The organism is Streptomyces sp., from assembly GCF_050698815.1.
Classification (GTDB): domain Bacteria; phylum Actinomycetota; class Actinomycetes; order Streptomycetales; family Streptomycetaceae; genus Streptomyces.
In genome coordinates this window covers 1-23,147 of record NZ_JBOHCV010000619.1, presented here as the reverse complement: position 1 = coordinate 23,147, position 23,147 = coordinate 1, and the positions used below count along the sequence as shown (strand labels likewise).

The following is a 23,147-nucleotide window of genomic DNA, read 5'->3' as shown; positions in this document are numbered from 1 at the left end:
TGTCAGCGGCGTTCGGGTTGACCGCCATCGCCGTGGCGCTGTTGATGATCGGCGGCGAGTTCGACCTCTCCGCCGGCGTGATGACCGGGACCACCGGCATGTTCGCCGCCCTGTTCTCCGTGCACAGCGGGCTCAACGTGTGGCTGGGGATGCTCCTGGCCCTCGTGATCGCGTTGTTCATCGGCTTCCTCAACGGCTTCATGGTCGTCAAGTCGGGGCTGCCGAGCTTCATCATCACCCTCGGCACGTTTCTGATGCTCATCGGCCTGAACCTCGGCTTCACCAAGCTGATCAGCGGCACCGTCTCCACCAAGACGATCTCCGACATGGAGGGCTTCGCCTCGGCCAAGGCGGTCTTCGCGTCGGAACTGACCATCGGGTCGGCCGACATCCAGATCACCGTCGTGTGGTGGCTGGCTCTGGTGGCCCTGGCCACGTGGCTGCTGCTGCGTACCAAGGCCGGGAACTGGATCTTCGCGGTCGGCGGCGGGCAGCACACCGCGCGCGCCGTCGGTGTCCCCGTCGTCCGCACCAAGATCTGCCTGTATCTGGGGGTGGCCGTCGGCGCCTGGATATCCGGCCAGCATCTGCTCTTCAACTACGACGTCGTCCAGTCCGGCGAGGGCGTCGGCAACGAGCTGATCTACATCGCCGCAGCCGTCATCGGCGGCTGTCTGCTCACCGGCGGCTACGGTTCGGCGGTCGGCGCGGCCGTGGGCGCGCTCATCTTCGGCATGGCGAGCAAGGGCATCATCTACGCGCAGTGGGAGCCCGACTGGTTCAAGGCCTTTCTGGGCGCGATGCTCCTGATCGCCGCACTGCTCAACGCGTGGATCCGCAAGCGTGCGGAGGCCAACCGATGACCACGGAGACCGACATGTCGCAGCAGGCCGCGCCCCCGCTGGTGGAGCTGGCGGACGTCAGCAAGTTCTACGGCAACATCCGTGCCCTCGAGGATGTCTCGCTCCAGGTGCGTGCCGGCGAGATCACCTGCGTGCTCGGCGACAACGGCGCCGGCAAGTCCACCCTGATCAAGATCATCTCGGGCCTGCACCAGCACGACGCGGGCAGCTTCCGCATCGCGGGCGAGGAGGCCCGGCTGGCCTCGCCCCGCGAGGCCCTGGACCGCGGCATCGCCACCGTCTACCAGGACCTCGCGGTCGTACCGCTGATGCCGGTCTGGCGGAACTTCTTCCTCGGCTCCGAGCCGGTCACGGGCCGGGGCCCCTTCGCCCGGCTGGATGTGCGGCACATGCGCCGTACGACACACAGCGAGCTGCTGCGGATGGGCATCGACCTGCGCGACGTCGACCAGCCCATCGGCACCCTCTCCGGCGGTGAGCGGCAGTGCGTGGCCATCGCCCGCGCCGTCTACTTCGGCGCGAAGGTGCTGGTGCTGGACGAGCCGACGGCCGCGCTGGGCGTCAAGCAGTCCGGTGTCGTACTGAAGTACGTGGCCGCGGCGCGGGACGCCGGGCTCGGAGTGGTGCTCATCACGCACAACCCGCATCACGCGTATCTGGTGGGAGACCGTTTCGTGCTGCTGAAGCGGGGCGCGATGGCCGGCAGCCACCGCAAGGACGAGCTGGCGCTGGAGGAGCTGACCCGGCAGATGTCCGGCGGCAGCGAGCTGGAGCAGCTCAGCCACGAGCTGGAGCGGGCACCGGTGCCCGAGCACCTGCGGTAGAACCACCTGCGGTAGACGCGGTGCCCCTCCTGGCACCGGTACACGGCGGCCCTGCGCGGCCCCGTCGCGCGGTAAGGCAGAATCGGACACGCGGGCTCGACCCCGACTGACCACCGTGACCGAGACGTAGCAGCAGCCGCGCAGAACGGAAGGCCGCGCAGTGAGCATGTACCGAGAACGCGCGGAGCGGGACCGTGTCTACCGGCGCACCGGCCCGAGCGCCAGCGTTCTCCGGACGGTCAGCACCCGGGAGCGGCGCTCGCACCTCTCCGCGCCCCGGGTGCCGACGGTCGGCATCGACATAGGCGGCACCAAGGTGATGGCGGGCGTCGTCGACGCCGACGGGGAGATCCTGGAGAAGGTACGCGCCGAGACCCCGGAGAAGTCCAAGAGCCCCAAGGTTGTCGAGGACACCATCGCCGAGCTGGTGCTGGACCTGTCCGACCGGCACGACGTGCACGCCGTCGGGATCGGTGCCGCGGGCTGGGTGGACGCCGACCGCTCCCGCGTGCTGTTCGCCCCGCATCTGGCCTGGCGGGACGAGCCGCTCAAGGACGCCCTTACCGCCCGGCTCGCCGTGCCCGTCATGGTCGACAACGACGCCAACACCGCCGCCTGGGGCGAATGGCGCTTCGGCGCGGGCCGCGGCGAGGACCACCTCATCATGATCACGCTCGGTACGGGCATCGGCGGCGCCATCCTCGAGGACGGCCGGGTCAAGCGCGGCAAGTACGGGGTGGCGGGCGAGTTCGGTCATATGCAGGTCGTGCCCGCCGGTCACCGCTGCCCGTGCGGCAACCGGGGCTGCTGGGAGCAGTACAGCTCGGGCAACGCCCTGGTGCGCGAAGCCCGCGAACTGGCCGCCGCGGAGTCGCCCGTCGCGTACGGGATCATCGAGCGGGTCGGCGGGCACGTCGGCGAGATCACCGGGCCGCTCATCACCGAGCTGGCCCGCGACGGCGACGCCATGTGCACCGAACTGCTCCAGGACATCGGGCACTGGCTGGGTGTGGGCATCGCCAACCTGGCCGCCGCCTTCGACCCGGGCTGCTTCGTCATCGGCGGCGGCGTCTCCTCCGCCGACGAGCTGCTCATCGACCCCGCACGGGAGGCCTTCCGGCGTCACCTGACGGGGCGCGGCTACCGGCCGGAGGCCAGGATCGCCAAGGCCCAGCTCGGCCCCGAGGCGGGCATGGTGGGGGCCGCCGATCTGGCCCGGCTCGTGGCCCGGCGCTTCCGCCGCGCCAACCGGCGCCGGCTGGAGAGATACGAGCGCTACGAGCGGGCGGCCGACAACCTGCGCCGGGCGGTGGGCCAGTGACCGCCTCCACCACCGGGCAGGGGCGCCCACCGCACCGCCCGCGGCACCGCGTCCTCACCCTGGTCATCGTCGTGCTGCTGATCGCGATCCCCAGCGGTTATCTGGTCAAGTCGGCCATCGACAGCCGGGAGAGCGGCGAGGACAAGGAGCGCAAGGCCTCCTCCGCCGGCCTGGCCTACGGCTGGCCCAGCAAGGTGCAGCGCCGGGTCTACGGCGTACCGGTGCCGCCCGCTTCCAGCCGCGTCGCCTTCTACGAGACCAACTCCTGGCGGACCAGCCGGCTCTACGTGCAGTTCCGCACCTCGCCCAAGCGGCTGGGGGAGTTCCTGGAAGAGGCGGGAACGGCCCGTTCCGCGCTGCGTGCCGGGCAGGTCACCATCAACGAGAAGCGGGCCGGGAAGGTCGGCTGGGATCTGGACAAGGAAGGTCACAGCTATGCGGGCACCACACACCGGCAGCCCAAGGGCAAGCCGGATCTGGCGATCACCGTGGACACCACGTACAAGAGCAGACCACGTGTCTATGTCGTGTCGACCGCGAAGTTCTGATGTGCAGAGTGTCACCCGGGGAACGTGTTTTCCGGTCCCCTCGGTAGCGTGAACACGTGAGCGAAAAGCAGAGTGCCCAGATGTTGCAACACCGCCTTGACGGCCCCGACGACGCGCCCGTACTCGTGCTGGGACCGTCCCTCGGCACGACCTGGCACATGTGGGACCGGCAGATACCCGAACTCACCCGGCACTGGCGCGTCCTGCGCTTCGACCTGCCGGGCCACGGCGGCGCACCGGCCTACCCCGCCGACTCCGCCACCTCCCTCGCCGAACGCCTCCTGGCCACCCTGGACTCCCTCGGCATCGGCCGCTTCGGATACGCCGGGTGTTCCATCGGCGGCGCCGTCGGCGTCCAGCTGGGGCTGCTGGCACGGGAGCGGGTCTCCTCACTCGCGCTGATCTCCGCCTCGCCCCGCTTCGGCACGGCCGACGCCTGGCGCCAGCGCGGCGTCGTCGTCCGTACGAACGGGCTCGACCCCATCGCCCGCGCCACCCCCGACAGGTGGTTCACGAAGGGCTTCGCCGAGGCCCAGCCGGCGATCGTGGAGTGGGCCGTGCAGATGGTCCGTACGACCGACCCCGGCTGCTACATCGGCGCCTGCGAGGTGCTCGCCGCCTTCGACGTCCGTACGGACCTGGGACGCATCGGTGTACCGACCCTCGTGGTCACCGGCGCCGAGGACGAGGTGACGCCGCCCTCCGACGCCCGTGCCCTGGTCGCCGGCATACCGGACGCCCGGCTCGCGATCGTGCCCGGCGCCTCCCACCTGACGCCCGTCGAACAGCCCGGCGCCGTCACCGAACTGCTGATCAGGCACTTCACCACCAGCTGGCAGGAGTCCCCCGCGGGTCCGCCGCCGCCCGTCCCCCTCGTCGCGCCCGTCCCGCCGCGGCCCACGGGGGCCATCGCCGAACTGGAGTCGGCGGAGGCGACGGGCATCCGCAGCGACCCCTACGACGGCGGCATGAAGGTGCGCCGGGAGGTGCTGGGCGACGCCCACGTCGACCGCGCGCAGGAGACGGCCGACGACTTCACGCAGGACTTCCAGGACTTCGTCACCCGTTACGCGTGGGGCGAGGTGTGGACCCGCCCCGGCATCGACCGGCGCACCCGCTCCGTGATCACCCTCACCGCACTCGTCTCCGGCAACCACCTCGACGAGCTGGCCTTCCACCTGCGCGCCGCGCTGCGCAACGGGCTGACGCCGGACGAGATCAAGGAAGTGCTGCTGCAGACCGCCGTGTACTGCGGTGTGCCCGCGGCGAACTCCGCGTTCGCGGTGGCCCAGGACGTGATCCGCGAGGAGACCACCCCGGACGAGTAGCCCAGGGGCACAATGGGCCCATGAAGCTGATCAAGAAGGGCCACTCCTGCGTACGGATCGAGCGGGACGGGCGCACGCTCGTCATCGATCCCGGATTCTTCAGCGAGGGGGACGCCGCCGTCGGCGCCGACGCGGTGCTGGTCACGCACGAGCACCCGGACCACTTCGACGAGGGCCGGCTGCGCGCCGCGATGGAGGCGAACCCGGCGGCGCGGATCCATACCCTGCGCAGCGTCGCCGACCAGCTCTCCGCGGCCTTCCCCGGCCGGGTGCACACCGTGGGCGAGGGAGACACCTTCGAGGCCGCGGGCTTCGAGGTCGAGGTACACGGCCAACTGCACGCCGTCATCCACCCGGACATCCCGCGGATCACCAACGTCGGCTACGTCGTCGACGGCGCCGTCTTCCACCCCGGCGACGCCCTCACCGTCCCCGGCCGCCCCGTCGACACCCTGCTGCTGCCGGTGCAGGCGCCCTGGAGCAAGGTCTCGGAAGTCATCGACTACGTACGCGCGGTGGCGCCGCGGCAGACCCTCGACGTGCACGACGGGCTGCTGAGCGACCAGGCCCGGCCGATCTACGACCGGCTGCTGGGCGACCTGGCGGAGGCCGGCCGCAGCAGGCTCACCCCCGGGGAGAGTGTCAGTCTCGCGCGATAGGTTCACAGGTATGCGTATCGCCACCTGGAACGTGAATTCCATCAGCGCACGGCTCCCGCGGCTGCTGACCTGGCTGGAGTCCTCCGGCACCGACGTGGTCTGCCTGCAGGAGCTGAAGTGCTCCGCGGAGGCCTTCCCCGCCGATGAAGTCCGCGCCCTGGGCTACGAGTCGGTGGTCAACGGCGACGGCAGGTGGAACGGTGTCGCGGTGCTCTCCCGCGCCGGCCTCACCGACACCGTCACCGGGCTGCCGGACGGGCCGGCCTACGAGGGCGGCGAGGAGTCCCGCGCCGTCGCCGCGACCTGCGGCGGCGTGCGCGTCTGGTCGGTCTACGTGCCCAACGGCCGCGAGGTCGGACACCCGCACTACGCCTACAAGCTGGAGTGGCTCGAGGGGCTCCGCCGTACCGCCGAGCGGGAGGCCCCCGGCGCGCTCCCGTTCGCGATACTGGGGGACTACAACATCGCGCCGACCGACGACGACGTCTACGACCGGGCCGCCTTCGAGGGCTCCACGCACGTCACCGAGCCCGAGCGTGCCGCCCTGAGCGCGCTGCGCGGGGCGGGCTTGTCGGACGTGGTGCCCCGCCCGCTGAAGTACGACCACCCCTACACCTACTGGGACTACCGGCAGCTGTGCTTCCCCAAGAACCGGGGCATGCGTATCGACCTGGTCTACGGCAACGCTCCCTTCGCGGCCGCCGTCAAGGACGCCTACGTCGACCGCGAGGAGCGCAAGGGCAAGGGCGCCTCCGACCACGCGCCGGTCGTCGTCGACCTCGACGTGTGAGTGCCACCGAGCCGGTGAGCGGCTGAGCGGTACCGGTCAGGGCACCAGCTTCCGCAGCTCGATCGAGTCCGCCATCGCCTGATACCCCGCGTCGCCGGGGTGCAGGTGGTCGCCGCTGTCGTAGGCGGCCCGCATCCGCTCAGGCTGTGCGGGGTCGCGGACGACCGCGTCGAAGTCGAGCACGGCGTCGAAGGCACCGCCGCTGTCGCGGATGAAGGCGTTGATCGCGCCGCGCTTCGCGTCGACCTCGGCGGTGCAGTCCTTGTAGCCCCCGCAGGGGGTCAGGGTGACGCCCACGACGCGCAGTCCGCGCTCGCGCGCCCGTTCGGCGATGCGGCGGAGACCCGCGATGACCTCTTCCGCCGAGGCGCCCCAGCGGATGTCGTTGATGCCTTCGAAGAAGAGCACGGTGCGCGCCTCGGTCTGGGCGAGCACGTCGCGCTCCAGCCGGTGTTCGGCGCTGACCCCGCCGGTGTCCGTGCTGACCCCGTCGCCGGGGTAGCGGTCGGAGACGACGCGGTTCGCCGAGATGCCGTGGTTGAGCACCCCGTAGCGCGGCACGTCCTGCTGGGCCCGCAGCCGCCGGGCGAGCGCGTCGGGGAAGCGCCGGTTCGCGTTCTGGGTGGAGCGCACCCCGTCCGTGATCGAGTCGCCGAAGGCGACCACCGATCCCGTACCGCCCTCCACATCGACGCCCGTCAGGAACGGCCACACCTCCAGCGATCCGGTGAAGGACGCGCCGTCCGTCTCGCGCGTACGGTCGCCGCTGCCGCCCGGGCTGAGGAAACTGCGCTGACTGGCCGCGCTGTGCACCGGGGCCGCGGGCACCGGCCCGGGCAGATGGATGCTCACCAGCAGGTTGCTGCCGGGCGGCACCTGGAAGCCGACCGGATCGCTCACCGCGTGGGCCCCGGCGGGCAGCACCTTTCCGCTCCGGCCCTCGAACCGGAGCGGCACCGGCGCTTCCCGCCCGGCCGGCCCCTCGGCCTGTACGGCCACCGAGGCGTGGCCGATCTCGACGGGAGCGGAGGCGAAGGTGTTGGCCAGCCGGACCCGCGTGCGCGGTCCGCCCGCGGAGGTGTGCACGACGAGCCGCAGTGTCTGGTCGTGCCAGGGTCCGGCCGGTGCGGTCTTCGTGTAACCGGCGGTGCTCGCCGACCAGCTGCCGGTCCAGCCCGGCTGTGCCGTGCGTACCGACGCCGCGAAGACGTGCAGGTCCGTCTCCGGGCCCGGGTCGCGGGGGAGGGTGACCGAGCTGATCCGGTGCCCGCGCGTCACCGGCACGGTGACGGCGTAGAGCCTGGCCTGCTGCGCGAGCTGCCCGCCGGAGGCGGTGTTCAGGTGCGGCAGTGCCACGGCCTTGGTGGCGAGCGGGCCGCCGCGCCAGTCCGGGGCGCGCAGGGTGTAGGTGCTGGTGGTGCCGTCCCGGTAGCGCACCGTACCGGTGCCGCCGGCCTCCCCGCCGGGGCCGCCCCGCGAGGTGGCCGCCACGAGGAAGGAGACGGCGTTGCCCGCGCCTCGCAGCCGCACGCGCTGGCCGTCGGCACGCACGTTGTCGGGCCGTCCGGGCCGGGTGTCGGGCCAGCGCAGGGTGGCCGAGTCGAGGCCGAGGCGTTCCCCGGGGCGCCAGCCGGCGGCGCGCAGGTCCTGCGACGAGAGGGAGTTGCCCGCCCCGTCGAAGTCGGCCGCACCGGGCCGCGCGTCGTCGCTCACGGCCCTGTTGTCGAAGAGCCGCTCCAGCGGGAGCGGCTCGGCTGCGGGCGTACGGTCCTCGGTGACCGCGACGGCGGGGGTGCCCGCCCCGGTCAGCACTACGGCGATGGAAACGACGGGAACACTCCACACACGTCTGTGCACGCCCGTTGCCCTCTCCCTCTCGGTCCGGCTCCAACTCCCCTGCGGCTCGCCCCGATTCGACCGAGGCTTGGTGAAGGTAGGGAAGCGGCAATGCGGCGTCAAGGTGTCCAACGGGACAGTGATCAGGTTTCCGCGCCCGGCGCGGACGCACAGCGTGCCTGTGGTGCTGGGCCAGGCAGGGATGACACCCTGATCCGCATGAACATCCCCTTCCTGGACAACTGGCGTAAGCGACACGGCGGCGCCGGCAGCGTCTCGCTGTCCGACGCGGTGTCCAGTGACCCCGAGAGTGCCGCGCAGCTGCTCTCCGAATGCCAGCTCCTGCGCGATCAGGCGGGGGAAGTGGGGGTCGAACTCGATGACACGGCGGAGTCGTTGGCCGCGCTGGACCAGTTGCTGCCGCGCTGGCGGGAGGACCCGGAGGTGTCCCCCTGGCTGGGTAGCGACGCGGGCCTGTACCTGGGCACGGTCATCGTCCGCACGGTGCCGGGGTCGAGCTGGCGGCTGCGGCAGGACGGGCAGCCGGTGGTCGGACTGATCTCGGGCCGGGAGCTGGACGTCCTGGCGGAGGGGGCGTCCTGGGCGGAGACGGGAACGCCGGAGCTGTCCCAGCTCTACGCCGAGTTCTCCGAAGGGTGACCAGCGCCCCTCCCGGCAGGCTTCGCGCTGTCGCGCACCCACCCGCAAACTGAACGGTCTTGGAGCTGGTGAGGCCGGCTTCCTGATGTCACAAGAGTGCCGCTGAATCGCCACAGACCGGTAATAACGGGCACCGCAGATCGTCCTTATTTGTCCTCTTCCGTGACGGCCCGCGCAGTCCCGCGGGGCGCCCGTGGAAGGGGATTGCCGTGATCTGTCCGTCGATGCACCCCGTTTGTCACTGTTCCGTCACTCTCCACAACCGTTTGCCCGATTGGGGTGTCTTCGGTGTGCGGGGTTAGCGCACGGCTTTCGAGCACGTTCGTGGACAGGGGGAGTCGCATGGTGTTCATGCAGCGGGAGCGCGGCGGGCCCGGGTACCACCCCGGGACGCGTACTCCCCGCCTTTCTCTCGTCGTCCCCGCCTACAAGGTGCAGGGATACGTCGGTGAGTGTCTCGATTCGGTCCTCGGCCAGGACTTCACAGACTTCGAAGTCATATGCGTCGACGACTGCTCTCCCGACGGCTCGGGCGGGGTCCTCGACCGCTACGCGGCACGGGACCCCCGGGTCCGGGTCGTTCACCTGGAGGAGAACGCCGGTCTCGGCGGCGCCCGTAACGCGGGCGTGGCTCGTGCCGTCGGGGACTATCTGCTGTTTCTCGACAGCGACGACACCCTGACTCCCGGTGCGCTGGCCGCCGTCGCCCGACGTCTCGACGCCACAGGCGACCCGGACGTGCTGATCTACGACTACGCGCGCACCTACTGGGACGGGCGCGTGCAGCGCAACCTCCTGCACGGGATGCTGGAGGAGACCGCCCCCTCCGCCTTTGCCCTGGACGAGCGGCCCCGGCTGCTTGATCTCCTGCAGGTCGTCTGGAACAAGGCCTACCGGCGTGAGTACATCCAGCGGCACGGTTTCGCGTTCCCGGCCGGCTACTACGAGGACGCCCCGTGGACCTTCTGCTCTCTGATCACGGCAGAGCGCATCGCCGTGCTGGACCGCGTCTGCGTCTACTACCGGCAGCGCCGTGAGGGCGGCAACATCCTGCGTACGGTGAGCCGTAGGCACTTCGATGTGTTCTCCCAGTACGAACGGATCTTCACCTACCTCGACGATCATCCGGCGGTGGAGAAGTGGCGCCCGGCCATGTTCCGCAAGATGGTCGACCAGTATCTGACGATCATCGACAACCCGGGGCGGCTCCCGAAGAACTCCCGCCGGGAGTTCTTCGCCCACGCGTCCCACGACTACCGGCTGCGGCGGCCGGCCGGCTTCGTCCGGCCGGCGGCCGGCCGAGGCTACAAGTACGCACTGCTGGGGCTGGGTTCCTACGTGGCCCTGGCCGGCGCCAAGACCGTCGGGAAGGTCCGGCGTTCCGTTCGCCGGTACGGCAGGCGCCAGGTGCTGCGCGCCAAGCGCTCCGCCATGAGCATCTACTACGCGGCGCACCTCCGCCTGCCGGTGGATGAGAACCTCGCGGTCTTCTCCGCCTACTGGAGCCGCTCCTACGCGTGCAATCCCGCCGCGATAGACGCCGAGCTCACCCGACGGGCCCCGCACGTCAGGCGCGTCTGGGCGGTGCGTGCCGACGAAGCGCGGCGCATGCCGGACGGGGTCGACGTCGTTCTGCTCGGCTCTCACGCGTACTGGGCCGCGGTCGCTCGCGCCAAGTACCTGGTCAACAACGTGAACTTCCCCGATGCGGTGGTCAAGCGCAAGGGTTCCGTACACCTGCAGACGCATCACGGCACGCCGCTGAAGACCATGGGCCTCGACCAGCGGAACTTCCCGGCCTCCCACCGGGGCACCGACTTCGCCGCTCTGCTCGCCCGTTGCGACCGCTGGGACTACAGCGTCTCCGCCAACGGCTTCTCCACAGCGGTCTGGGGACGGGTCTATCCCTGCGCCTACACCCATCTGGAGACCGGCTACCCACGTAACGACGTACTGCTCAACGCGACGGCCGAAGACGTGCGACAGGCCCGGCGGAGTCTCGGTCTCGCCGACGGCACCACAGCATTGCTGTACGCCCCGACCCATCGCGAGCACGAGGTGGAGTTCACGCCGCGGCTGGACCTGGAGCAGCTGATGGAAGGGCTCGACCCGGACACCGTGATCCTGGTTCGGGGGCACTACTTCTACGAGCCCCCGTCCGCGACGTCCCGCCTCCGGACCGGCGGCCGGATCGTCGACGTGTCCGCGCACCCCGGAATGGAGCAGCTCTACCTCGCCGCCGACGGGCTCATCACGGACTACTCCTCGAGCATGTTCGACTACGCCAACCTCGACCGCCCCATCGTGATCTACGCCGACGACTGGGACATCTACCGGGCGGTGCGGGGCACCTACTTCGACCTGCTGAACGAGGCACCGGGCCCGGTGGCGACCACCCAGCAGCAGCTGAGTGACATCCTGCGGACCGGCGCCTGGCGGGACGACGCGGCCGCGGAGGCGAGAGCCGTTTTCCGCGCACGTTTCTGCGAGTACGACGACGGGCGCGCCGCCGAACGCGTGGTGCGCCGCGTCTTCCTGGGAGAGGACGCCGCGAGCCTTCCCCCGATCACTCCCCTCGCCGAACGAACCCCCGCACCCTCCCCTTCTCAGGTGCTCGAGTCTCCGGCGCTTGAGCCCCTCGAGCGGGTCTGATAGGACGGAAAGGCACGCCATGACCCCTCGGCTCAGTGTCATCGTTCCCATGTACGACGTGGAGCTGTATCTGGCCGCATGCCTCGACTCGCTGGCGCACCAGACGCTCGAGGACGTCGAGATCGTCATGGTGGACGACGGTTCGCCCGACGGCTCCGCGGCCATCGCCGCCGACTACGCGGCGCGGGACGCGCGGTTCCGGCTGGTGCGCAAGGAGAACGCGGGTCTCGGGGCCGCGCGGAACACGGGCCTGGCGCACCTCTCGCCCGGGTCCGGGTACCTGGCGTTCGTGGACAGCGACGACGTCATACCGCCCGACGCCTACCGCATGATGGTGGCACTTCTCGACGAGACCGGGTCCGATTTCGTCACCGGGAACGTGCACCACATCAAGTCGCGGAAGGTGTGGCAGTCGCCCATGCACCGCATTCTGGCGGGCGGCGTCGAGAAGGCGACCCATGTATCCCGCCACCGCAAGCTGCTCACCGACCGGATCGCCTGCAACAAGGTGTTCCGGCGGTCCTTCTGGGAAAGCCAGGACCTCGCCTTCCCCGAAGGCGTCCTCTACGAGGACGTGCCGGTGATTCTTCCGGCCCACGTACTGGCGCGGTCGGTCGACGTCATCAGCGAACCGACGTACTACTGGCGGCTCCGCGAAGGAGAGGCCGCACCCTCGATCACACAGCGCCGTACGGAGCCGAAGGCCGTCCGGGACCGTGCCGCCGCGGTGGAGAGCGTGAGCCGGTTCCTCGCCTCGCGAGAGGGTTGCGAAGCACTGAAGCGCGAGTACGACCGCACCGTGCTGAACGGAGATCTGCGCATCTTCCTCAACGTCCTGCCACGGGCGGACGAGGAGTTCCGGACCGAGTTCTCCCGGGTGGTCAACACCTACCTCGACCAGGTGGATCCCGACGTCGTCCTCGGTCTCCCCACCGTCCTGCGGATCAAGTGGCTCATGGTGCGCAAGGGTGCCATGGCGGAGCTGCTGGAGATGATGTCGGCGGAAAGAAAGGGCGAAAGGCTCGAGGTCAAAGGAGTGCTGCGCAAGTACGCGGCCTTCTCCGGTGTCGACCTGACGGCTCTGGACCTGCCCAGACGCGCGCTGCGCATCGACCCGGAAATGCAGCTCAAGGCGCCGGTCCAGGAGCTGTCGTGGGAGGACGGACGACTGCGTCTGCTGGGGCACGCGTGGATCGACCGTGTCGACCAGGCCACCAGGCGCAGCGCCGTCAAGGTCGTCCAGCTCAAGGAGGCGGGTGGCCGGCGGCGGCTGGTTCTCCCCGTGCGCAACACCTACCGGCCGGAGTGCACGACGTATTCGGGCCAGAAGCAGTACGACTACGACTGGGCCGGCTGGGAACTGGTCCTCGACCCCGCCAGGCTGCGCAGCGGCGGCCAGTGGCGAGAGGGCACCTGGCATCTCGGACTCGCCCTGGCTTCCTCCGGCCTGCTCAGGAAGCGGTCTCTCCAAGCAGGCGGCCCGAAGCGCGCGAATCATCCGCCCTACCAGTGGCTGGACGACCGGTTCCGGCTGCTGCCCACGATCGAGAAGGGGGCGCTGAAACTCCGGGTCGAACGGGTGCGGGCGCTGATCACCGGCTACCGTGCCGACGGCGAACACGTGGCGATCGAGGGCGAACTCCGGGAGTCCGTCACGCCCGGCGAGACACTGAAGCTGCGCGTCACGAACCGGAAATCGGGTGAGCAGCACGAGTACGTCGCCACCGGACTGCAGCCGGCGGGGGAGAACCTGCTGTTCGAGCTGCGTGTACCGCTCCGCGATGTCGCACTGATGCCCCATCACCAGGAGTACTACGAGAAGACGGACACCGGCACGGGGTCGGCCGAGCGCGCCCGCGCCGCGCGCCGTACGTGGAGCACGGAACTGGTGTCCGTGACCGCACTCGGTGCGGAGCGGCGTTTCTCGACCGTGGTGGCCGACGGGCTCTCCGACGCGCAGATCCGGCTGCCGTCCTCGTTCGGCGAACGGGCGGCGCGCAACGAGGTGGCCGTCGTCTCCGGCTGGAACGGCTACCTGAAACTGTGCGGGCGGCCGATCCAGGCGGTATTGACCGACGTGAGCTGGAGCGACGGCCGGTTCGCTCTCGCCGGCGTGACCCAGGAGAGGCTCGATGAGCCCGTCCTCGTCGTCACGGCACGGGACCGGTTCGATGAGAAGACCGTGCCTGTCCGACTCGGGAGGAACGGCTCCTTCGAGGCGTCCTTCAGCCCCGCCACCATGTCCGGGGCGAGCGGGACGCTGCCGCTGAAGTGCGGGCGCTGGAACTTCTTCCTGCGCTCTCCGGAACTCGTGAACGACGTCCCCTTCGTCATCGACCGGCAGGCCGTCTCCCGCTTCCCGGTGGAGGGCGAGCACCGAGGCCGCCGCTACGCCTTCGAAGCGCGCTGGCACGATTTCCCGCAGCTGAACTGTCTGTCGGACCTGAGCGTCATGGAACACGGCGCATACCGTCAGAACCGGCTGCTGGAAGACGTGTACCGGGCCGGACGCGGGAAACCGCTGCGCGACGCCGTGCTCTACATCAGCTACAACGGCAAGCAGTACTCCGACAGCCCGCGTGCCGTCCACGAGGAGATGCTGCGCCGCGGCGTCGAGATCGAGCACCTCTGGCTGGTCAGGGACAGCCAGGTCGAGCTGCCACCGACGGTGACCGGTGTGCGCATGTGGGGGACCGAGTGGTACGAGGCGTTGGCGCGCTGTCGCTACATCGTGACCAACGCCCACCTGCCGCACTGGCTGGAGCGACGCGAGGGTCAGGTGATCGTGCAGACGTGGCACGGCACGATGCTGAAGAAGATCGGTCTGGACATCGAGGCTCCCGTGTTCGACTCCGATTACCACGAACGGCTTCGCGCGGAGGCCGGACAATGGAGCCTCCTGGTCTCCGCCAACCGCTTCAGCACTCCCATCCTCGAACGCGCCATGGCCTACGACGGGCCGATACTGGAAGCGGGATATCCGCGTAACGACTACCTGTACGCGGCGGACCAGGAGGTGAGGACCAAGGACACCAGAAAGCGTCTCGGCCTCCCCGAGGGCAGGAAAGTCGTTCTCTACGCGCCGACCTGGCGAGACCACCTCTCCCACCGGCGCGGACACTTCCGCTTCGACCTCCGACTCGACATCGAAGCCGCACGGCGGTACCTGGGGGACGACCACGTCCTGCTGATCCGCCGCCACTCGAACGTGGTCGACAGTGTTCCCGGCTCCGGTGACGGCTTCGTCCGGGACGTGTCCGAATACCCCGACATCGCGGACCTCTACCTGGTCGCGGACATCCTGATCACCGACTATTCGTCGGTCATGTTCGACTACGCGCACCTCAAGCGCCCGATGCTCTTCTTCACCTACGACCTTGAGCATTACCGGGACACGCTGCGTGGCTTCTACTTCGACTTCGAGGAGGACGCCCCCGGCCCGCTGATCCGCACATCGGAGGAACTGGTCGACGCGATCCGGGACATCGACCGGGTGAGTGCCGCATACGAAGAGCGCTACCGGCGTTTCCACCGTCTCTTCTGCGACCTGGACGACGGCCATGCGTCCGAGCGCGTGGTGGACCGCATGCTCGAGCCGGCCGGGGCGGCGTCGCCAGGCCAGGGCACCCGGAACAGCGCCGGTACCGTGAAGGGGACCTCCCACGAAGAGAATTCTGCTCCGCTCGTTGAAGAGCCCGCTTGACCCGGTCACGCCCGAGATGGTCCTTCAACAACGAGTCTGGAGCGCCAACTTCGGCAACTTCGTGTTCAGCGACTCCGCACACAAGATGCTGATGACGGAACGTCAGGAACTTTCGCTCATCAGCGACGTGAACATCGCCCGCGACAAGCCGGAAGACATCGCCGCCCGGGTCAACGAGAGCTGTGACGCCGTCGTCCTGCCCTTCGCCAACGCACTGCGCGGCAACTACGAGTCGACCCTGCGGAAGTGGACCGAGGTCGTACGGAGACTGCGGGTGCCGGTCACCGTGCTCGGTATCGGAGCGCAGTCCACGCTGGAGTACGAAACCGAGCCCCTGCGGCCCCTCGACGACACGGTCCGCACATTCTGCGCCGCGGTCCTGGACCGCTCCCCGAGCATCGGGGTGCGCGGCGAGTTCACCCAGCGGTACCTGGCCGGCCTGGGCTTCTCCGACGTCGAGGTCATCGGCTGCCCCTCGATGTTCCGCTACGGCAACCGGCTCGAGGTGGAGCGGAAGACGCCCGCGCTCACCTGCGACTCCCTGATCGCGGCTTCCTACACGGACACCCAGGTCGGGGACATGACCAGGATATTCCAGGCCAACTACGACCGGTACCCCCGTCTCCACTTCATCGCGCAGGACCTGCGGGAGCTGGAGATCATGTACTTCGGTGACACCTCCGAAGCGGCCGGCATCCGGTCGGACCGCCCGCGGTACCGCTCACACCCGGCGTTCACCGAGGACCGGGTCCGGCTGTTCCTGGACCCGGTCACGTGGATCAACACGCTGGGGGAGTACGACTTCTCCTTCGGGACGCGCATCCACGGCACCATCACCTCGCTGCTCGGCGGCACCCCGAGCGTCGTGCTGTGCCACGACTCCCGCACCCGCGAGCTGAGCGAGTACTTCGCCATCCCCCATCGCCGGCTCTGCGACCTGGCCCCGGACACGGACGCAGCTGAGCTGTATGAGGAAGCGGACTGGAGGGGTCTGGTCGACGGGCACCAGGAGCGCTTCGAGCGCATGACGGGCTTCCTGGTCCGGCACGGCCTCGACCACGTGTACACGGAGACCGGCGGCCAAGGCGCCGCGTTCGAGAAGCGCATGGCGGACACCGACTTCGCGCCGCCCGTCCGGACGTCCCCGGACACCGCCGGTGAGCTCGGCTTCCGTACGGCCTGGCTCTACGCGAACACCAAGGCCGTCAAGCAGCGTCAGGCCGCCGCGACCATGCGGATCGCCACGCTGGAGCAGCACGTAGCGGATCTGCGCGACACGGCCCGGCGGCTCAGCGCGGACCTCGAAGCGACCCGGAACCTGCTCGCCACGGCACAGCGCAGCCGCATCCGTCAGCTCATGCTTGGAGGAGCTAGCCGGTGGCGCGGTGGTTGCCACGCCGCCCGCCGGAAGCGGGCTCCGTGGCGGGCGCCGGGGTGGTGGCGGCGCGGGTGACGTCCGCGACCAGCTCGACGACGTCGGGTCCGTAGGCCTGTGAGTTGACCACCCGCAGCAGTACGCAGAAGTCCCCGCTCGTCCCGTACTTGCGTATCAGCCGGAGGTACTGGCGGGCCAGATAGCGGCCGGCGGCCTGGTTGGCGACCGAGCGCTGGCCGCACAGGAGGAAGACCGGCCGGGTGCCGGCGTGCTGTCCGGCCGTGAGGCGGGCGAGCAGCACGTACTCGGCGGTGCCGCTCTCCATCCGGTAGCGCTCGCCGCCGATGGTGAAGGCGGCGCGCTCCGGGCCGGGTTCCTTGTCGGTGTTGACCACGACGCCCGGCAGCAGCGACTGAAGATGCGCGGACATCCGCCGGTTCGAGACGGGCCCGCCGATGCAGAACTCGGTGCGCTCGCCGAAGCCCTGCTGTGCCATGTCGTGGGAGATGACGTCCGCGTTCGCGCCGCAGTCCTTGATCAGCGCCGACAGTTCCAGCAGCGCGAAGACGTCGTTGCGCGCCACCGCCCGTTCGGCGGTGGCGGGGTCGCGGTTGACGACGAGCAGGCACTCGGAGTGGTGGGGCAGCCCGAAAAAGCGCTGCTTGCGCCGGAGTCTGCGCCGCCACAGGTACGTACGCGCGAACCAGCCCAGGGCGGTGGTGATCCCCGCCGCGAGCACACCGAGGACGATCTCCCGCACGTTCTCCGTCATGGGGCGGCAGCGTACCGCCGCAGGAGAAATCACGACGCCCCGTGGCAGTGCTGACGTGTGCGCGACAGCAGGGCTAGTCTGCGCTGACCACTTGTCCTCAGGAGGTCCCCATGCGGCGCATGACCTACCGCCGTTCCGTCAGATCGCTCGCCCTGATCACGGCCGCGGCGGCCATCGGCACCCTGGGCATCGCCTCGGCGCCGGCCCAGCCGGGCGCGGGAGACGGCGTCGGCGACACCGAACCGAAGACCCCCGTCGCGGTCGGCTCCGGCGGCGCCGTCTCCAGCGTCGACCCCGACGCGTCGGCGGCCGGGATCAAGGTGCTCGAGCGGGGCGGCAACGCGGTGGACGCCGCGGTGGCCACCGCCGCCGCACTCGGTGTCACCGAGCCCTACTCGGCCGGCCTCGGCGGGGGCGGCTTCTTCGTCTCCTACGACGCGGCCAGCGGCAAGATCCGTACGATCGACGGCCGCGAAGAGGCCCCGCTGAGCGCCGACGAGAAGCTCTTCCAGGAGAATGGCGAGGCCATCCCCTTCGCCGAAGCCGTCACCAGCGGGCTGAGCGTGGGCACCCCCGGCACGCCCGCCACCTGGGAGAAGGCTGTGGAGGCGTGGGGCAGCAAGTCGCTGCGCAGCGTGCTCGCACCGGCCGAGCGGCTGGCCCGCGACGGCTTCGAGGTGGACGACACCTTCCGGCAGCAGACCGCCGACAACGAGGAACGCTTCCGCGACTTCCCCGCCTCCCGGGACCTGTTCATGCCCGGCGGCAAACCACCGGAGACCGGCACCACGATGCGCAACCCGGACCTGGCCCGCACGTACGAGACGATGGGCCGCGAGGGCGCCGGCGCGCTCTACGAGGGGCCGATCGCCGACGACATCGTGCGTACCGTGCGCAAGCCGCCGGTGGATCCGGACGCAGGACGCAAGGTGCGCAGCGGCGACCTGACGCCCAAGGACCTGAGCGGCTACGAGGCCAACCGGCAGGCCCCGACCCACACCCGCTACCGCGGCCTGGACGTCTACGGCATGGCGCCGCCCTCCTCCGGCGGTACGACGGTGGGCGAGGCGCTCAACATCCTGGAGCGGAGCGACCTGGGCGAGCTCAGCGAGAAGCAGTTGCTGCACCGCTACATCGAGGCGAGCCGCGTCGCGTTCGCCGACCGCGGGCGGTGGCTGGGGGACCCGGCGGCGGAGGACGTACCGACGAAGGAGCTGCTCTCGCAGCGGTTCGCCGACTCGCGCGCCTGCCTGATCAAGGACGACAAGGTGCTGACCAGCCCGGTGGCGCCGGGCGACCCGCGTAACCCGGCCGACTGCGGCTCCGGCGACAAGGCCGCGCCCACCACGTACGAGGGGGAGAACACCACGCACCTGACGACGGCCGACAAGTGGGGCAACGTCGTCGCCTACACCCTCACCATCGAGCAGACCGGAGGCAGCGGCATCACCGTCCCCGGCCGGGGCTTCCTGCTCAACAACGAGCTGACCGACTTCTCCTTCAAGGCCGCCGATCCCGACGTGCACGACCCGAACCTGCCCGGTCCCGGCAAGCGGCCCCGCTCCTCCATGTCCCCGACGATCGTGCTGGACGACGGCCGTCCCTCCCTGGCCCTGGGCTCACCGGGCGGCTCCACCATCATCACCACCGTGCTGCAGACGATGATCAATCACCTGGACCGCGGCATGTCCCTGGGCGACGCGATCAACGCCCCGCGCGCCAGTCAGCGCAACGCGGCGAAGACCGACCTGGAACCGAGGCTGTGGGAGAGCGGCACCCGGGGCCAACTCGAGTCGCTCGGCCACTCCTTCAAACAGGTCCCGGAGCTCGGCGCGGCGACCGCCATCCAGCCGCTGCCGGGCGGACGCTGGCTCGCGGCGGCCGAGAAGGAACGCCGCGGCGGCGGCTCGGCCATGGTGGTACGGCCCGAGCGTTAGGGGAGCTGTCCGGGGCCCGGACAGGGGCGGGAGCGGACGGAAAACTGTCCGTAGCATGGACGTACACGCGTCGTAACACGGCGCGTGTGCAATGCCGTTCATGGCAGATGTGTCCACGCAGGCGGCCGCTCGGCACCCCCCGGGCCCCGTGCGCGCCTACGCCGCCGAACTGCGCGGGCTGGTCGGCCTGCTGGATCCCGACGAGGGCGGGTGGTACGGCCTCTTCGCGGCCAACGATCCGGACGGCCTGCGTGACTGCCTGGCAGGGCAGGAGATTCCACCCTGGGATGTGGTCGCCTCGCTGCTCCAGGATGTGACGCGTCGGCATGGGCCGGGAGCGGCGCGGCAGGAGGACAAGCGGCTGCGCGCGCTGCACGGCGCGGCTGTCGCCGCGTACGACACGCACGTGGGCGGCGGGCAGGTGCTTCGTGACCGGCTCGCCGCCACCTCCCGCGATCGCGACGAGGCGGCTGCTCGCGTTCGCACGCTGGGGGCAGCGTCGGCGACGGGCCCGGATCCTGACGGCAGCCTCGCTGCGGACCTGGCCTGGGCCGGCGACCACCTCGGCCGCCTCGACGCTCGCTGCGCCGAACTCCGCACCCGTGTCACGGCGTTGGACGAGAGCACAGCACCGGCCGCTGCGGTGCCGCGCAAGAAGCGGGGACGGTCGGGCGGCTCCCGGTTTGCGGGCGGTGCCGATGACGCCGGAAACGCGAGCGGGGAACCGTCTCACATCGTGCCGCCCGGAGCGTCCTCAGCCGATCCGGCGCCCGCGCCGCGCGGTGCCCGGTTCGCCGGCATGGCTCCGGTGCGCCCGGTCCGGCGGCACACACCCGGCGCGCAGGAGCTGGCCGAGGCCACGCGTGCCGCCGCGGAGGCCGTCACGTGGCTTACCCGGCTGCGCCGGGAACAGCGCGGAGGCGAAGCGCACGCGGTGCTCTGTGCCGCGGCCGGCTGGCCCCCGGTTCACTTCGCCGTGCTGGTGGGTGAGTTGGACCGGTCCGGGCTCGGAGCTGACGCGGGGACGCTGCTGTGGGAGGCGGCCGCGCTGCCGGCCGCCGAGTTCGCCGCCGCTGCCGACGCGTTGTCCGCCGCCGGCCGGGACGCGGACAGCGCACGGCTGCTCCGGCAGGGCGTGGCCCGCCCGCTGGAGCAGATCGCGGACGCGACGCTTGCCCTGCACCGCGCGGACCGGGGCGCCGAGGCCACGGAGTTGCTGGCCGCGCTGATCCGCTCCCGTACGCCGGCCGAGGTCGTGCGGGTCGCCTACGCGGAGCCCGCCGTCCTCGTCGGTGCCCTGCTCGACGCGGCCGGTTCCCTCTCCCCGCACCACCACCGCTCCGTCGCCAACGCTCTGCGCGGCACCGGCCTCCCCGGCGTACCGGAGGCGACCTGACAGCCGGGCACGGCGGTGATGCCCTTCTGGACGTCGATGACGACGAGGGTACTGGTGGAGTCGAGCCTGCTCAGAAGGATGGTGCGGGCCGCTCCCTGTGCTGCCGGGCCGAACTCCGGGAGAAGGGACCCGGCACCGTTATCCCAGCGCTGGGACGCGGATGGGTCATCGCGTGCGTGAGTGTGGTCCGCCCGCCGGAAACAAGATCGATCGGGCGACGAACCGTCGATGCCCTTGCCACCGTGGGTGACGGGATCTACGGTCACATTCTCACGTGGATCTACGCGTGTCGCATTGCCCTGACCTCCCGGCAAAGGAGTTGCTCATGCCCGATGTTGTGCGCGCCGCACTGGTCCAGGCGACCTGGACCGGCGACACGGAGTCGATGATCGAGAAGCATGTGCAGCACGCGCGTGAGGCGGCCCGGCAGGGTGCCCGCGTGATCGGCTTCCAAGAGGTCTTCAACGCCCCGTACTTCTGCCAGGTCCAGGACGCCGAGCACTACAAGTGGGCCGAGCCGGTGCCGGACGGCCCGACGGTGCGCCGGATGCAGGACCTCGCCCGGGAGACCGGCATGGTCATCGTCGTCCCCGTCTTCGAGGTCGACAAGCCCGGCTTCTACTACAACACCGCCGCCGTCATCGACGCCGACGGCACTGTGCTCGGCAGCTACCGCAAGCACCACCTGCCCCAACTGCCCGGCTTCTGGGAGAAGTTCTACTTCAAGCCGGGCAACCTCGGCTGGCCCGTCTTCGACACCGCGGTGGGCAGGGTCGGCGTCTACATCTGCTACGACCGCCACTTCCCCGAGGGCTGGCGCGCCCTCGGCCTGGAAGGCGCCCAGCTCGTCTACAACCCCTCCGCCACCTCCCGCGGCCTCTCCAGCCACCTGTGGCAGCTGGAGCAGCCCGCCGCCGCGGTCGCCAACGAGTACTTCGTCGCCGCCATCAACCGGGTCGGCACCGAGGAGTACGGCGACAACGACTTCTACGGCACCAGCTACTTCGTCGACCCCCGTGGCAAGTTCGTCGGAGAGGTCGCCAGCGACAAGGAAGAGGAACTGGTCGTGCGGGACCTGGACTTCGACCTGATCGACACCGTACGTCAGGAGTGGGCCTTCTACCGCGACCGGCGGCCCGACGCCTACGACGGGCTGGTGCGGCCCTGATGAACGCGACGGACCCCGCGGGAGCTTCCCCCGCATCCAGGACGCTCCATGACCGTCACCGGGCCGTCCTGCCCGACTGGCTCGCGCTCTACTACGACGACCCCCTCGAGATCACCCATGGCGAGGGACGGCACGTCTGGGACGGTGACGGCAACCGGTACCTCGACTTCTTCGGCGGCATCCTCACCACCATGACCGCCCATGCCCTGCCCGAGGTCACCAAGGCCGTGAGCGAGCAGGCCGGCCGCATCCTGCACACCTCGAGCCTCTACCTCGACCGGCCGATGGTGGAGCTGGCCGAACGGATCGCCGCCGTCTCCGGCATCCCCGACGCCCGCGTCTTCTTCACCACCTCCGGCACCGAGGCCAACGACACGGCCCTGCTGCTGGCCACCACCTACCGCCGCTCGAACCAGATCCTGGCGCTGCGCAACAGCTACCACGGCCGCTCCTTCTCCGCCGTCGGCATCACCGGCAACCGCGCCTGGTCCCCGACCACGCTCTCGCCGCTGCAGACGCTCTACGTGCACGGTGGAGTCCGCAGCCGCGGCCCGTACGCCGAACTCGACGACGCCGACTTCATCGCGGCCTGCGTGGCCGACCTGGAGGACCTGCTCGGCCACGTCCGCCCGCCCGCGGCCCTGATCGCCGAACCGATCCAGGGCGTGGGCGGCTTCACCTCTCCGCCCGACGGCCTGTACGCGGCCTTCCGTGATGTTCTGGACCGGCACGGCATCCTGTGGATCGCCGACGAGGTGCAGACCGGCTGGGGCCGTACCGGCGACCACTTCTGGGGCTGGCAGGCACACGCGGAGAGCGGCCCGCCCGATCTGATGACCTTCGCCAAGGGCATCGGCAACGGCATGTCCATCGGCGGCGTCGTCGCCCGCGCCGAGATCATGAACTGTCTGGACAGCAACTCCATCTCCACCTTCGGCGGCAGCCCCGTCACCATGGCCGCCGGCAACGCCAACCTCAACTACCTGCTGGAGCACGACCTCCAGGGCAACGCGCGCCGCGTCGGCGGTCTGCTGCTGGAGCGGCTGCGCGCCGTGTCCGCCGGTCTGGGCGTCGTACGCGAGGTTCGAGGCCGGGGCCTGATGGCCGGCGTCGAACTGGTCGAGCCGGACACCGACACCCCCTCACCGAAGGCGGCTTCGCTGGTGCTGGAGGCCGCGCGCGAGAGGGGTCTGCTCGTCGGCAAGGGGGGCGGCCACTCCACGAGCAGTGTGCTGCGCATCGCGCCACCGCTGAGCCTCACCGTCGCCGAGGCGGAGGAGGGCGCCGAGATCCTGGAGCACGCCTTGCGTACGGC

Annotated in this window: 17 protein-coding genes; 15 read left to right on the top strand and 2 right to left on the bottom strand. The window is 70.3% G+C overall.

From position 1 onward, the window contains the following. The 7 genes from ACRDP3_RS22460 to ACRDP3_RS22430 all read left to right on the top strand — a co-directional run. Nucleotides 1–863 (top strand): ABC transporter permease (locus ACRDP3_RS22460; RefSeq protein ID WP_431518800.1); only part of this gene is annotated, 863 nt, incomplete at its 5' end. Continuing rightward, nucleotides 860–1,687: an ATP-binding cassette domain-containing protein gene (locus ACRDP3_RS22455; protein WP_431518799.1), complete on the top strand. Its 828-nt coding sequence runs from the start codon at nt 860–862 to the stop codon at nt 1,685–1,687. The genes ACRDP3_RS22460 and ACRDP3_RS22455, both read left to right, overlap by 4 nt. A 166-nt stretch (nt 1,688–1,853) precedes the next feature. Beyond that, the gene (locus ACRDP3_RS22450) at nt 1,854–3,008 is read left to right on the top strand and encodes an ROK family glucokinase (RefSeq protein ID WP_431518802.1); all 1,155 of its coding nucleotides are present in this window, start codon (nt 1,854–1,856) and stop codon (nt 3,006–3,008) included. Further along, nucleotides 3,005–3,556 carry a hypothetical protein gene (locus ACRDP3_RS22445; protein ID WP_431518798.1) on the top strand — a complete coding sequence of 184 codons (552 nt, stop codon included), beginning with the start codon at nt 3,005–3,007 and terminating at the stop codon, nt 3,554–3,556. The genes ACRDP3_RS22450 and ACRDP3_RS22445 overlap by 4 nt, the downstream gene beginning before the upstream one ends. Before the next feature lie 80 nt (nt 3,557–3,636). Next, a complete protein-coding gene (gene pcaC, locus ACRDP3_RS22440) occupies nt 3,637–4,884 on the top strand; it encodes a 4-carboxymuconolactone decarboxylase (protein ID WP_431518801.1) in 1,248 nt (415 codons plus the stop codon). A gap of 20 nt (nt 4,885–4,904) precedes the next feature. Beyond that, entirely contained in the window at nt 4,905–5,543 is a 639-nt protein-coding gene (locus ACRDP3_RS22435; RefSeq protein WP_431518797.1) for an MBL fold metallo-hydrolase, read from the top strand. A gap of 10 nt (nt 5,544–5,553) precedes the next feature. Continuing rightward, nucleotides 5,554–6,333: an exodeoxyribonuclease III gene (locus tag ACRDP3_RS22430; protein WP_431518796.1), complete on the top strand. Its 780-nt coding sequence runs from the start codon at nt 5,554–5,556 to the stop codon at nt 6,331–6,333. 36 nt (nt 6,334–6,369) lie between these two features. On the opposite strand, the gene ACRDP3_RS22425 is transcribed toward ACRDP3_RS22430, so the two are convergent. Continuing rightward, nucleotides 6,370–8,190, bottom strand: coding sequence for an SGNH/GDSL hydrolase family protein (locus ACRDP3_RS22425; RefSeq protein ID WP_431518795.1), 1,821 nt, complete (start codon nt 8,188–8,190; stop codon nt 6,370–6,372). Nucleotides 8,191–8,388: 198 nt separating this feature from the next. Between ACRDP3_RS22425 and ACRDP3_RS22420 the strand changes: the two genes are divergently transcribed. From ACRDP3_RS22420 to ACRDP3_RS22405, 4 genes are all read left to right on the top strand, one after another. Beyond that, nucleotides 8,389–8,829, top strand: coding sequence for a DUF6278 family protein (locus ACRDP3_RS22420; protein ID WP_431518794.1), 441 nt, complete (start codon nt 8,389–8,391; stop codon nt 8,827–8,829). Nucleotides 8,830–9,171: 342 nt separating this feature from the next. Continuing rightward, nucleotides 9,172–11,481, top strand: a complete 2,310-nt coding sequence (locus ACRDP3_RS22415; RefSeq protein ID WP_431518793.1) for a bifunctional glycosyltransferase/CDP-glycerol:glycerophosphate glycerophosphotransferase — start codon at nt 9,172–9,174, stop codon at nt 11,479–11,481. A gap of 19 nt (nt 11,482–11,500) precedes the next feature. Further along, nucleotides 11,501–15,184 (top strand): bifunctional glycosyltransferase/CDP-glycerol:glycerophosphate glycerophosphotransferase, encoded by a 3,684-nt coding sequence (locus ACRDP3_RS22410; protein WP_431518792.1) that lies wholly within the window; start codon nt 11,501–11,503, stop codon nt 15,182–15,184. Beyond that, on the top strand, nt 15,168–16,637 hold the full coding sequence (locus ACRDP3_RS22405) for a polysaccharide pyruvyl transferase family protein (protein WP_431518791.1): 1,470 nt from the start codon (nt 15,168–15,170) through the stop codon (nt 16,635–16,637). Before ACRDP3_RS22410 ends, ACRDP3_RS22405 begins: the two co-directional genes overlap by 17 nt. Here ACRDP3_RS22405 and ACRDP3_RS22400 read toward each other — a convergent pair. After that, entirely contained in the window at nt 16,555–17,331 is a 777-nt protein-coding gene (locus ACRDP3_RS22400; RefSeq protein WP_431518790.1) for a hypothetical protein, read from the bottom strand. The two genes, ACRDP3_RS22405 and ACRDP3_RS22400, sit on opposite strands and share 83 nt — an antisense overlap. Nucleotides 17,332–17,441: 110 nt before the next feature. On the opposite strand from ACRDP3_RS22400, the gene ggt reads away from it, so the two are divergent. The 4 genes from ggt to ACRDP3_RS22380 form a co-directional block, all read left to right on the top strand. Further along, nucleotides 17,442–19,268 (top strand): gamma-glutamyltransferase, encoded by a 1,827-nt coding sequence (ggt, locus tag ACRDP3_RS22395; protein WP_431518789.1) that lies wholly within the window; start codon nt 17,442–17,444, stop codon nt 19,266–19,268. A 100-nt stretch (nt 19,269–19,368) separates the two neighbouring features. Further along, nucleotides 19,369–20,664 (top strand): hypothetical protein, encoded by a 1,296-nt coding sequence (locus tag ACRDP3_RS22390; protein WP_431518788.1) that lies wholly within the window; start codon nt 19,369–19,371, stop codon nt 20,662–20,664. A 325-nt stretch (nt 20,665–20,989) separates the two neighbouring features. After that, nucleotides 20,990–21,832, top strand: a complete 843-nt coding sequence (locus tag ACRDP3_RS22385; RefSeq protein WP_431518787.1) for a nitrilase-related carbon-nitrogen hydrolase — start codon at nt 20,990–20,992, stop codon at nt 21,830–21,832. Continuing rightward, the coding region (locus ACRDP3_RS22380) for an aspartate aminotransferase family protein (RefSeq protein WP_431518786.1) at nt 21,832–23,147 on the top strand (1,316 nt) is incomplete at its 3' end. The genes ACRDP3_RS22385 and ACRDP3_RS22380, both read left to right, overlap by 1 nt.